10 protein-coding genes and 1 pseudogene are annotated in these 12654 nt (G+C 60.5%); 8 read left to right on the forward strand and 3 right to left on the reverse strand.

All coding sequences use genetic code 11. The annotated features are described in order from the left end of the window. Nucleotides 1-162: 162 nt before the first annotated feature. Complete coding sequence (locus tag EOD15_RS16360) at nucleotides 163-2043, reverse strand: cellulose synthase catalytic subunit (RefSeq protein WP_127319807.1); 1881 nt, start codon at nucleotides 2041-2043, stop codon at nucleotides 163-165. A 611-nt stretch (nucleotides 2044-2654) separates the two neighbouring features. Here EOD15_RS16360 and EOD15_RS16365 point away from each other — a divergent pair. Together EOD15_RS16365 and EOD15_RS16370 are read left to right on the forward strand one after the other, a co-directional pair. Beyond that, complete coding sequence (locus EOD15_RS16365; RefSeq protein WP_127319805.1) at nucleotides 2655-3578, forward strand: glycoside hydrolase family 26 protein; 924 nt, start codon at nucleotides 2655-2657, stop codon at nucleotides 3576-3578. Nucleotides 3579-3711: 133 nt separating this feature from the next. Beyond that, nucleotides 3712-4230: a DUF995 domain-containing protein gene (locus EOD15_RS16370; RefSeq protein WP_127319803.1), complete on the forward strand. Its 519-nt coding sequence runs from the start codon at nucleotides 3712-3714 to the stop codon at nucleotides 4228-4230. An 84-nt stretch (nucleotides 4231-4314) separates the two neighbouring features. On the opposite strand, the gene EOD15_RS16375 is transcribed toward EOD15_RS16370, so the two are convergent. Next, nucleotides 4315-4764 (reverse strand): DNA polymerase III subunit chi, encoded by a 450-nt coding sequence (locus EOD15_RS16375; RefSeq protein WP_023813773.1) that lies wholly within the window; start codon nucleotides 4762-4764, stop codon nucleotides 4315-4317. A gap of 28 nt (nucleotides 4765-4792) precedes the next feature. Then, nucleotides 4793-6304 carry a leucyl aminopeptidase gene (locus tag EOD15_RS16380; RefSeq protein ID WP_127319801.1) on the reverse strand — a complete coding sequence of 504 codons (1512 nt, stop codon included), beginning with the start codon at nucleotides 6302-6304 and terminating at the stop codon, nucleotides 4793-4795. Between the two features lie 51 nt (nucleotides 6305-6355). Between EOD15_RS16380 and EOD15_RS16385 the strand changes: the two genes are divergently transcribed. The 6 genes and pseudogenes from EOD15_RS16385 to EOD15_RS16410 form a co-directional block, all read left to right on the forward strand. Continuing rightward, nucleotides 6356-6661: a hypothetical protein gene (locus tag EOD15_RS16385; protein WP_127319799.1), complete on the forward strand. Its 306-nt coding sequence runs from the start codon at nucleotides 6356-6358 to the stop codon at nucleotides 6659-6661. After that, on the forward strand, nucleotides 6658-7860 hold the full coding sequence (gene lptF, locus EOD15_RS16390) for an LPS export ABC transporter permease LptF (RefSeq protein WP_127267686.1): 1203 nt from the start codon (nucleotides 6658-6660) through the stop codon (nucleotides 7858-7860). Before EOD15_RS16385 ends, lptF begins: the two co-directional genes overlap by 4 nt. Continuing rightward, entirely contained in the window at nucleotides 7857-8942 is a 1086-nt protein-coding gene (gene lptG, locus EOD15_RS16395) for an LPS export ABC transporter permease LptG (RefSeq protein WP_031213741.1), read from the forward strand. Before lptF ends, lptG begins: the two co-directional genes overlap by 4 nt. Then, nucleotides 8942-11380: an LPS-assembly protein LptD gene (locus EOD15_RS16400; protein WP_164761802.1), complete on the forward strand. Its 2439-nt coding sequence runs from the start codon at nucleotides 8942-8944 to the stop codon at nucleotides 11378-11380. The genes lptG and EOD15_RS16400 overlap by 1 nt, the downstream gene beginning before the upstream one ends. 99 nt (nucleotides 11381-11479) lie before the next feature. Further along, nucleotides 11480-12409 (forward strand): peptidylprolyl isomerase, encoded by a 930-nt coding sequence (locus tag EOD15_RS16405; RefSeq protein WP_127321184.1) that lies wholly within the window; start codon nucleotides 11480-11482, stop codon nucleotides 12407-12409. Nucleotide 12410: 1 nt separating this feature from the next. Next, a pseudogene (locus EOD15_RS16410) lies at nucleotides 12411-12654 on the forward strand (4-hydroxythreonine-4-phosphate dehydrogenase); the annotation flags it as partial.

The raw sequence follows: 12654 nt of genomic DNA on the forward strand, positions 1-12654 counted from the left end.
CATCATGGATTGTATATTAGGGGAAACTTATTAAAGATCATGCAAACGACACGATGAACGCGGCCTTTCGGCAATCGATCAGATATAATTAAAGTTTGATCTTTTGGGCTCGTGCCTGCAGCCGTCCAGAGTGCCGGCCCGCTACGCGGACGCATCCAGCATTCAGCGCCGCGTTTCCCAACCTGGATCGAAGTAGAAATTGCGGCCACCGATGTTGCCCTGGCCGGCGCCGGAAACCACATAGGCGATGCGCACGATGCGCAGGCCACCGGCGCCCTGCTGCAGTCCGTAGACGCCTTCCATGCCGCGATCGTAGAAGCCCGCGGCGGGCACGATCAGCGCCAGCACGGCAAGCGACCCCTGAAAGGCGACTTTCGCCGCATTGGCGCGCAACGGAATCCTGTTTTCGATGACGTGCCTTACGACAATCACAACAACCAGCAGCCCGTAGAGGAAGGCGTTGAAGGCGGCGAACCAGTAGAAGCCGGTGGCATCGAAGGGGTTCTCAACGAGCAGGACAGGCAGTGCCGCGCCGATGGCCAGCGCCACATAGGGAGTGAGGGCGCGAGCCGGCAGAAGGTGCTTGGGGCCGCTGCCCTTGGGCGTGACGCGGAAATCGACGAACGATTTGGTCAGATAGTCGCGGATCGACGACAGCGTGCCGGCCAGCACCCAAGGCCAACGCGCGAAGAAGAGGAACAGCGTGCCTTCCCAGCTGATCGTCTTGGCCGTCATCGGGCGCGAGAGGCCGAACGCCTTCAGCAGCATCACCAGGCCAACCAGCGCGACCGCGTTCGGCAGATAATAGAACAAAAAGTCGAGATACATGACATTGGCGAAGTTGCGCCCGGTAGACAGCGCATAGACCGGCATGAGGTACATCAGCAACGCAAAGACGGCGAACAGCGGATACCAGAGCTGGCAAAAGAGGAACTGGAATCTCAGCCGCGGCGACAGCTTTGGGAGATAGCTCGGCGAATATTCGAGCAGGATCGTCATCAGACTTCGCGACCACTGGAATTCCTGGGTGATGAGGTCGGCGAAGGTCTGCGGGCCATCGCCATGGGCGATGGCGTCGAGCGCATGCACGCCGTGCCATCCGGCCGCGTTGATGAGCATGGAGGTGGAGTGATCTTCCGCCAGTTCAGGACCGAGACCGCCCGCCTGCTTGAGCGCCTTGGTCCGCACGGCATAATGCGAGCCGATGCAGAGCGGAGCTCCACCGCCCGTATGGCCGGACTGCAGCGGTCCGTGAAACATCCCTTCCGGAAACAGCCTGCCGCGCGCCGCCCAACTCTCGGCGGCGTTGTTGTCGCAGATGCTCGGCGCCGAGACATAGCCAACCGAGGGATCGGCGAAGGGAAACAGGATCTCCCTCAGATAGGTTGGCGTCGGTACATGGTCCGCATCCATCTGGGCGACGAAATCGTAACGCTCGTAGCCATAGTGGTCGTAGAAGAACGCCAAATTGCCTTCCTTGCAGCGCGTCCGGCGTGGCCATGTCGTGCGGTGATAGTCTTGCCTGCCGCGCCGCGTCGAAATCATCACGCCGTGAGCGTCGCACCAGCGAACTGTCTCTTCGGAGGGATCCTCGTCGGCCAGCCAGGTATCGTGCGGGTAGTCCTGTGCCAGCATCGCTTCGAGCGTGCGCGCAACGACGGCAAACGGTTCGGAGGGGGCCTTGGTGACCACCATCGCGACCCGCGAACGCTTCGGGATCGTGTGAAGCTTGGACGGTTTTTTCGACGCATGCACGTTCAAGAGAAAGTACAACGGCATGAGCGTGAGCCATACCAGGATGAGTGTTGCGAATGTGTATGGCCCGAGATGTTCGACATGCTCCGGCTTCAGCCACCAGATCCAGAAAAACCCGAGTGTGCAGAACCAGAAAGCCAGCGCCAGTCTCAGGATCCATTGCTGAATGGCCGACAGCACGGGCACCAGAAAGGGTCCCTTCTGCGCAGTGACTGCCAGAGCCGCCTCAGATCGATGCGCCCGTCTGCTCTTTTGGCCGACGACGCCATCATGCACGGAAGCACTCATACACTTACTCGCCCGCCACTTTGGGCTTCCGCCGACAAGGTGGCTGGAAGCTCCCAAAATCCCAGGATTAGAATTAGCTAATGCTTTCTTAGCGTCAACTAAATTAATTGTTTGTTGAATATGATTCTTGAGATTTGGTTAACCTTACGCTTATCGGGGGAGGAATAGCCGCTACCGAGCAGTCAGTCTGGCGGCGAGCCGGTAAACTCTTCGGTGCTGGAAATTCATCGACGGGTCGAGGCAGTCGGAGGGGATCCGGCCAAAGCCGTTCACCATGTTGCGGTCGTCAAGGTTAAGCAACCGTTAATTGTGCTTGACTCTTGGCCCTGACCGGCTCTTAAATTAGCCAGGGATGATATATCGGGATTTTGACGCGAATTTGTGAGTATCGCGGCGAACTTTCTCTCGAACGCCCCCTGTATAGGGGCTTGAGAGGTAATTTTGGGTGGCTCTGTGCCAGGTTCGCACATCCGCCAATGGGGTCGCTCCGAAATCCCGCAGATTCTGCCAAATAGAGCCGATCGGTTTTTGGGTAGTCGTGTCGATCAGGCATCGATGCGCACGGGCGAAGCCTTAACTTCCGAAAGAGGTTGGGGCCATGGGAGATCGACATGAAATACTCCACAGTAAAAGCACTCGCAATCGCGCTGGCATTGGGCGGAAGCGCCGCGTTCCCCACGGCAGGAGGCGCTGGCTCGGTAGCCGCGACGGACCCCGTCCAAACGAGCAGCGCCGCCTCGGCGTTCGGATCCTATGATCCCTACGGCGACTTCAGCGCCGACAAGAGTGCCAGCATCGAAGAGCTGTTCCTGCCTTGGGAAGACGTCGACCTGTCGACGCTGCCGCTTGCCGATGCCTATGCGCTGCAACGCGGACGTTCGCTGCTGATTACGGTTGAGCCATGGACCTGGTCGAAGGACTGGCGCATCACCCCGCCCGAATTGCGCGACGGCATTTTGAGCGGCAAATATGACGCCAACATGCAGGCAATCTGCGGCCTGGTGGGACAGATGAAGAGCCCGGTGACCATTCGCTGGGCTCAGGAAATGGAAGACAAGAACGGCCGCTTCACTTGGGCCAACTGGGCTCCCAAGGACTGGATCTCCGCTTACAAGCGCGAGGTCGATATCTGCCGCAAGGCTGCCCCCGCCGCCAAGTATATGTGGTCGCCCAAGGGCGAAGAGGGTCTGGAAAAATACTACCCCGGCGACGACTATGTCGACGTCATCGGCCTGTCGGTGTTCGGTCTGCAGAAAAAGGACAATGACGAGGCCGGTCATGACCGTACCTTCGCTGAGCTGCTGAAGCCCGGCTATGACCGCGTTGCAGTGTTCAACAAGCCGATCGTCGTTGCGGAACTCGGCTATGTCGGAAAGCAGGACTATGTCTCGAAATGGCAGGAAGATTCCCGCAAATCCTACGCGGAGTTCCCGGCGCTGACTTCGGTCGTCTACTTCAACCAGAAGGAAGTGTGGCCGTGGCTGGGTGGCTATGGTCTGCCCGACTGGAGGGTGACCCAGCACGTCCTGCCATAGACGCATCGTGCTGATCGATCTCGACGCGATCGGGATCGATTTCCAATCTCCTTGTTTGATCATGATCCATCTCGAACCAGCGGTTCGGGATGAGGGTTGAGGCGTGGCGTAAATCAGTCTGTGGAGAAGTTTCGTGAAACGGGTAGTGGGAAATTATCTCGGAGCGGCATTCGCCTGCTCCGTTCTTGTTCTTGCCTTTCAGGTTCCTGCGACGGCCAAGACGGCGACAAGGATCGCCGAGCAGGCGCAAAAAGCCACAGTCGTTCCTGACGAAGGCGTCTACCAGATTTATCAGAACCATTCGTGGCTGTGGGGCAAGAAGGGCGCCGGGTTCTTTGCCGTCAAGCAGAGGCAGTTCGATGCCTGGACTCACGACAAGGGCAAGTCGGGCTATGGCGACGGCATGTGGTTCATTCCCGGCGGCGGCAAGCTCTGCTACCGCGCGCAATGGCATGGCTCCTGGGGGGTGAAGGGCTCGATGACCTGCTTCGAGCATCGCCAAGTGGGCAAGGTTATCTACAAGCGTAAATCGCCTGATGGCGAATGGTACGTTTTCAAGAGCCCGCATCGAAACCGGTCGGACGAGTCAATGAAATTGAAATACGGCGACTACGTCACAACGAAAATGAACCGGATCAAGGCAAAGCAGTAGATAACCGGATCGAGGCAAAGCAGTAGATATTGTCGTGACACGCCACTGGTCAAGCATGTCGCCTGAACGTTCAGGCGACCTGCCTTAAGCCTTGCGCTCCCAGCGGCGATCTGGCGTCTGTTGCCAGTAGGTGACGGCGTGGCCAGCGCTCTTCATCACCTTCCAGTGCCCTCGCGCCGCCTCGAGCTGGGCGGCATCGTGGCCATCGAACAGGAACACCGCGCGCTCGTAGCCGCCAAGGTCAGGCGGCACCGCACCGTCGACCAGGAACCTAATCTTGGCGTCGTTGGGATTGCCGTCGCCGGTGGTCAACAGAATCGGCTGTTCACCGGGATGGGCCTCACGATCGGTTGCGTGCGCCAGGAACGAATCGTCGCGGAAGGTCCACAGATGCTGGTCGAGCGCATCGCGGCGTTCCTCGGTGCCTGTCTGCACCACGGCGCGCCAGCCACGGTCGACGCTGCGCTCCAGGAGGCCTGGCAGCGCATCCTCCAGCGTCGATTCGGTCAGGTGGTAGAACAGGACGTCGGCCATCGCTTCAGCCTATAGTGATTGAACCCGTTCACTGCTCATAATTATCGTGCACCAGCCGGTCGAGCAGCCTGACGCCGAAACCGGAACCCCAGGACTGGTTGATCTCGTTCGACGGCGCCCCCATCGCCGTGCCGGCAATGTCGAGATGAGCCCATGGCGTATCCTTGACGAAGCGCTGCAGAAACTGCGCCGCAATGGTGGCGCCGCCAAAACGGCCGCCGATGTTCTTCATGTCGGCGTTCTTGGAATCGATCAGCTTGTCGTATTCGGCGCCGAGCGGCATGCGCCACAGCCGTTCCTGCGTCGCCTGCCCCGCCGCCGACAACTTTTCCGCCAGCTCGTCATTGTTGGAAAACAGGCCGGCATAATGTTGGCCGAGCGCCACCATGATGGCGCCGGTCAGCGTCGCCAGATTGACCATGAATTTCGGCTGGAAGCGGTCGTTGCAGTACCACAACGCATCGGCCAGCACGAGGCGGCCCTCGGCATCGGTATTGAGCACCTCGATGGTCTGGCCCGACATCGAAGTGACGATATCACCGGGACGCTGGGCATGACCGTCGACGGCATTTTCGACCAGTCCGATGATACCGACGACATTGGCTTTCGCCTTGCGGGCCGCCAGCGCATGCATCAGGCCGGTGACGGCGGCGGCACCGCCCATGTCGCCCTTCATATCCTCCATGCCCGAGGCCGGCTTTATGGAATTGCCGCCGGTGTCGAAAGTGACGCCCTTGCCGACGAAGGCGATCGGGCTGTCCTTCGGCTTGCCGCCGTTCCACTGCATGATCGCCATGCGGGCGCCGCGCGGCGAGCCTTGCGCGACACCGAGCAGCGAACCCATGCCGAGCTTCTTCATTTCCTTCTCAGCCAATATCTCGACCTTGACGCCTAGCGCCTCGAGTTCCTTGGCGCGGGCAGCGAACTCGACCGGCCCAAGCACGTTTGCCGGTTCGTTGACGAGGTCGCGCGCCAGCAGGACGCCGTCTATCACCGCCTGGGCATCGGCGAAGGCCTTCTTCGCAGCGGCCGGATCGGCGGTGTGGATGGTCACCTTGACCGACTTCTTCGGCTCTGCCTTGCTGTCGTCCTTGTCCTTCCTGGTCTTGTACTTATCGAAGGAATAGCTGCGCAGGAGAATGCCCGCGGCAAGGTTTGCCGCGTCCTTCGCACTCGGCGAGGCGCCGGCCACATCGAGGACCACCGCCACTTCGGTCGCCTTGCGCAGCGACGCGGCAACGGTGCCGCCAAGCTTCAGCCACGCATATTCGTCCAGTCCCGACACCTTGCCGGTGCCTATCGCCACCAGTCTGTCGAGCGACGCTCCCTGCGGCGCCAGAACTTCCACCGTACTGGCGAACTTGCCCATGAACTCAGCCACGGGAAAGGCCCGCTCCAATGTCTTGCCGGGATCGCCGGCCTTGGCGACGTCGCTCAGGCCGCCCTCGTCCGCCGCGAACACGAAGACAGTGCCCTTCTTGTTTACCGCGCTCTGGGACCCGGAAAATTTGGCGAAGGCGATCGACGGTCTTTGATTCATCATGTCCTGCTTTCAGGGAATGCGCGACTTTTGGGGAAGCGGTTCGAAACGATGCGCGACATTTGGTCGTTTTCCGGCATTTGGCAAGACTTTGCCGAATTGGCATCCCATATGACCTATGGAATCGATGACGATTCGTCGCGGCACGGCTCCGCTTTTTGCCGCAACCTGTTGTTAACCATCGATGTTCGCCCTTTCTTATCCATTCCCGCCGACACTCCGCCCAGCCGGGGGGGCGTAATGTGGGACAGAACCCGGATCGACCATCTAATGGAGCCAGTTGTGCAGGCGCTGCCGGACAGCTACCTTGTTCGGTGGCATGATGCCGTTCGAAAAAATCGAGAAAAGCCTTCATGAAGGTCGTTGAACGCTACATCATGCGCCGCGCTTTCGTGGTCTTCATGGCCGCTCTTGTGTGGACGCTGGCGATCGTGTGGACGACACAGGTGCTGGCAAAGATCGATCTGGTGACAGACAGCGGCCAGTCGGCGTTGACCTTCTTCGAAGTCGCCGCCCTCATCCTTCCGTCCATCATCCCGATCGTGGTGCCTTTTGCGCTGGTGGTAGCAGTCGCACAGACACTCAGTGTGATGAATTCGGATTCCGAACTCGCCGTCGTCAACGCCGCGGGGGCCTCGCGCTGGACGATCGTACGGCCGATCATGTTGCTGGCGCTCGCCGCCGCCGTTTTTTCCTTTGCCGTCGACAACGGCATCGACCCTTACGCACGGCAGAAGAACCGGGCACTGGTGGCCTCGTCGCGCGCGGATCTGTTGTCGTTGATCATCCAGGAAGGCACCTTCCGCAAGATTGACGACGGGCTGTTCCTGCAGATCGGTGAGCGCCTTCCCGACAATCGGCTGGGTGGCATTTTCGTCGCCGATTCGCGCGAGGAAGGCGTCAACCTCGTCTACTACGCCAAGACCGGCAGCATCGTCGAACGCGGCGGTGAAAAGGTGCTGATGATGAATGACGGCGTCATCCATCGCAAAACGCTGACCGGCGATCTCTCCGTCATCCGCTTTACCTCCTATGCCTTCGACATGTCGGCCTTCATGGCGGCGGCTTCGGCGGTGACGCTCCTGCCCAAGGACCAGACGACGCAGTACCTGCTCAACCCGGGCGCCAACGACAAGTACTATCAGCAGAACCCCTACGAATACCGGGCCGAGGTCAACCAACGGTTCTCGGAATGGACCTATTCCATGGTTTTCGCGCTGATCGCGCTTGCGGTCGCCGGGGATGCGCGCTCGCACCGCGAGGCGCGCGTCAATCCCCTGATCACGGCGATCACGATATCGCTGTTCGTGCGTTGGCTGGGCTTTTTTGCCGCCAGCAAGGCGGATGAGGTCCCGCAATATGCGTATATGGTCTATGGCGTGCCGATCGTGGCTTCCGCGGTGGCGATCTGGTTCATCGTCTCCAACCGAACACTGGAACTGCCGGTGACTTGGGCGGACTGGATGACAAACTTCGCCACGCGCATCGCTGACAGCTGGAATGCTTTCAAATTGCGTTTGTCCAGGCGCGGCGCATCAGGGCAAGGGGTCGGCTGATGGGCTGGACACTGGGCCGCTACTTCTTCTTCCGCTATGTGACGATCACCATTTGGTTCTTCATCGGCCTCCTGGCATTGGTGTTCCTGATCGACTTCACCGAGCTGTCCGGCCGCACCACCGGCCTGCCCGGCTTCACCTACGGCACGGCGGTAGCCATTTCAGGCCTCCGTATGCCGATGATCATGCTGCAGACGGTGCCGTTCGTCGGTCTCTTCTCGGCGATGGCCACGCTGGTGTCGCTGAACCGGCGCTACGAGCTGGTCATCGCCCGTTCCGCCGGTGTTTCCGCCTGGCAGTTCCTCTTGCCCTGCTGTATCGGAGCCTTGCTGTTCGGCGTCCTGTCGGTTGGCGTCATCAATCCACTCGCCGCGCACGCATTCTCCTGGTCCGAGCAGATCGAAACCCAGCTGCGTTCCGGCAAATCGAATACGGTCTCGGCCGATGCCGCGCCCTGGATCCGGCAGAAAACCAGTTCGGGCGACACCATCATCGGTGCGCGGGCCATCCTGAACCAGGGCCTGGAAATGGCCGATGTCGTGTTTTTCATTCTCGACCCGCAAGGCAACATCGTCGAGCGCAAGGACGCCGCCCGTGCCTTCCTGCGCGACGGCTATTGGGAATTGCAGGACGTCAAGACGTTCCAGAACGGCACGATCCAGGCATCGGCAACCGATCGCGTACCGACCAATCTAAAGCCCGAATTCGTGCAAGAGCGGCTGGCGCGCCCCGAAACCATCCCCTTCTATGACCTGCCCGGAAAGGTCGAGGTTGCCCGCTCCTTCGGCCTCAAGGCAAATGCTTTTGCCATGCAGTTTGATTCGCTCGTGGCGTTGCCGTTCCTTCTCGTCGCCATGACGCTGATCGCGGCAACGGTTTCAATGCGATTTGCTAGGATGGGGCAGTCGGCGACGATGATTCTGGGTGGCATCATCGCTGGCTTTCTGCTTTATGTCGTTTCGGTGCTGGTGAAGGCATTCGGCGTGGCGGGATTCGTGCCGACTGTCGTAGCCGCCTGGGTACCGGTCATGGTGGCTATGTTCTTCGGGGTGACTTTCCTGCTATACAAGGAAGACGGCTAGTGAGGGAGGCGTTTTTGCCCAGCAACAGGCAGGCCGGTTTGGCGCGCCTCTATGCGGCGACCGCCTTGGCGTGCGTGCTTGCCTACGCCGTTCCGGCACCGGCGCTTGCGCAGGACGTCGGCGACATGGCGACATCGGTTCCGGCCGGCTCGCAAATGCTGCTGGCGGCCGATACGCTGGTCTACAACAACGACAACCAGACCGTGACCGCCGTCGGCGGTGTGCAGATCGACTATGGTGGCAATCGCCTTGTCGCCCAGCGCGTCGAATACAACCGCAACACCAAGCGGATGGTCGCGAGCGGCAACGTCGAAGTCATCAACAGCGACGGCACCAAGATCAATTCGCAACATATCGACATCACCGATGACTTCGCCGACGGCTTCGTCAATGCGTTGCGGGTCGAGACCATCGACAAGGCCTATTTCGCCGCCGAAAGCGCAGAACGCATGGGCGGCGTGCTGACCACCTTCCACAATGGCGTCTACACCGCCTGCGAGCCGTGCGAGGATAAGCCGGACAAAGCGCCGACCTGGCGCGTCAAGGCCAAGAAGATCATCTGGAACGGCGAGAAGAAGACGGTTCGCTTCGAGAATGCGAATTTCGAGTTCTTCGGTTTTCCGCTTGCTTATCTGCCTGCATTCGAGATTGCCGACCCGACGGTGAAGCGCAAGAGCGGCTTCCTGATCCCGAGCATCATCTACAAGAGCGATCTCGGCGTCGGCGTGAAAGTCCCCTATTATCTCGCATTGGCGCCGACCTACGACCTGACCGTCACCGGCACCGGCTATACCAAGCAGGGCTTCCTCGGTGAGGCCGAGTGGCGTCAGCGCTTCGACAATGGCGAGTACAGCTTGAAGATCGCCGGGATACACCAGCAGAATCCCGACGCCTTCCTCGACACCACTGCCTTCCCATCCAGCTCTGGCCACAACGTCAATTCGGGCAGCGCCGGCGATCCCAACAAATTCCGCGGCATGATGGGTACCCAGGGGCAGTTCGCCATCAACTCACGCTGGAACTTCGGCTGGGACGTGCTGCTGCAGACCGACAAGAACTTCTCGAACACCTACGGCATCGACAAGTACAATAGCAGCGTCCACCAGTCGTCGGTCTACTTGACGGGTCTCAACGGCCGCAACTATTTCGACGTGCGCGCCATGCATTTCGATGTGCAGGAAGATACGCCTGACGACAATATCTCTGCGCGAAGCGGACAACAGCCCTGGGTGCTGCCGTCGCTCGATTACGCCTATATTCCTGATGCCTCGGTGGCTGGCGGCCAGCTGTCCCTCAATGTCAACGCGCGTGTCATCCGCCGCGACGATGTCGACGAGACCTTCGTCCAGCCCTACAATGCCCTCACTCCCACACAGCGCGTCCGCGGCATCGAAGGCGAATCGGGCCGTCTCACCGCCGAGGCCGAGTGGAAGCGGAGTTTCGTCACAGATGACGGACTGGTGCTAACGCCGTTGCTCGCGCTGCAGGGCGATGTGGACTACCTCAACGCATCGTCGGCTTCGCTAGACGCCATCGACCGAATGGCAACGCATTTGGGCGAGCAGGACGATATGCGCTCGTCATTTGCCCGTTACATGGCAACCGCGGGCCTCGAGATGCGTTGGCCGGTGCTGTTTTCCATGGCCAGCGGGTCCAGCCATGTCATCGAGCCAATGGCGCAGGTCTTCATGCGTCCGAACGAGCAATATGTCGGCGGCCTCTCAGTGCCCAACGAAGACGCCCAAAGCATGGTCTTCGACGCGACCACCTTGTTCGAGCGCGACAAGTTCTCCGGTTACGACCGCGTCGAAGGCGGTTCGCGCGCCAATGTCGGCCTCCGCTATTCCGGCTCGTACAACAATGGCTGGGGTACCAATGCCATTTTCGGCCAATCCTATCAGATCGGCGGCGAGAACTCCTTTGCCGCGCCGGATCTGGTCAATGTCGGCGCCAATTCCGGCCTCGACACGACCAAGTCCGACTATGTCGGCTTGTTCGGCATCAACAGCCCCAACGGCTTCGCGGCCTCGGTCAGCGGCCGTTTCGACGAACAGAGTTTCGAGGTCCGCCGTGCCGAGGTGAAGGCCGCCTATTCCGGCCTGCCTGTGTCGCTGAGCGCCAAATACGCCTTCATCCAGGCCCAGCCGCTGTACGGTTTCACGGAAGACCGTCACGAAGTCACACTTGGTGCATCCACGCATCTGGCCGAAAACTGGCGCGTCTTCGGCACAGGAACCTACGACCTGCAGCAAAGCCTGCTGGTCAAGGACGGTGTCGGCTTCGCCTACAACGATTCCTGCTTCACTTATCTGATGACCTACTCGCAGTCGCGCGATCTGAACACCAGGGAGGTGTCGCAGACCATCGGCTTCAATCTGTCGTTCCGCACCCTCGGCGAATTCGGCTCGTCGACCAGTGCCATCGACACGATCCAGTAACAATCGGCGACATCGTTTCGCCGCATAGGGCTGGCACGGATTTCGCGCACCTGGAAAGATGAAATTGGGCGGGACCGGGATAGAATTGGGATACCAACGATGAGGAAATACCTCTTTTCAGCAGGTTTCGCGTTGCTCGTGGCGGCGACGTCCGTGTCGATCACTGCAATGACGCCGCCGGCTTTCGCCAGCGAGATCAAATACGTCGTCAACAACATTCCGGTCACCACCGGCGACATAGCCCATCGCGCCGCCTTCCTGAAGCTGCAGCGCAAGAAGGGCGATGCCGGCCAGGAAATGATCGACCAGACGCTTCGTATGGCCGAGGCCAAGCGGCTTGGCATCCGCATCAGCGACGCACAAGTCGAGGCGGCGTATCAGCGCTTTGCCTCGAGCAACAAGATGCAGCTCAGCCAGCTTGACGGCGTCATGGAGAAGTCAGGCGTCACCAAGAGCCACTTCAAGGAATTCATCCGCGCCCAGATGGCCTGGAACCAGGCTTTGAGCGCGCGCTACCGTTCTGGCGACGGCACCGGTGCCGTCAGCGAGCAGGATCTCGTGAGGAAGATGCTCGAAAAAGGCGGCGCCAAACCGAGCGCCACCGAATACATGCTGCAGCAGGTCATCTTCGTGGTGCCGGCAGCTGAACGCAGCGCGACGCTGGGCAAACGCAAGCGCGAGGCCGACGCCATGCGCGCCCGCTTCAACGGCTGCAAAACGACGCGCGAATTCGCCAAGGGCCTGATCGACGTCACCGTTCGGGATCTGGGCCGGGTGCTGGCGCCGCAGCTGCCGCCGGACTGGGCCGAGCAGATCAAGGCGACCAAAGTCGGCGGTGCCACCGCCACGCGCGAAACCGAACGCGGCGTCGAATTCATCGGCATCTGCTCGTCGCGCGAAGTGTCCGACGACAAGGTCGCCCAGATGGCGTTTCAGGCCGAAGGCTCCGGCGGCGACAAGGATGCCGACGCGCTCAGCAAGAAATATGTCGACGAGCTGAAGGCAAAAGCCCGCATCGTCAAGCGCTGACGTGAGCAACGCAGTGACTGCGCTCGCGTTGAGCGCCGGCGATCCGTCCGGCATTGGGCCGGAGATCGCCATCGCCGCCTTTATGGCGCGCGAAGCTGCCGCCCTGCCCCCCTTCTACCTGCTCGCCGATCCGGCGCTGATCGCCTCCCGGGCGCGCCTGCTCGGCATTTCGCTGCCGGTCGTCGAAACGACATCAGCGCAAGCGGCGCAGGTCTTTGCCCGCGCCTTGCCGATCGTTCCACTGA

It is taken from the genome of Mesorhizobium sp. M7A.T.Ca.US.000.02.2.1 (assembly GCF_003996995.1).
Classification (GTDB): Bacteria; Pseudomonadota; Alphaproteobacteria; order Rhizobiales; family Rhizobiaceae; genus Mesorhizobium.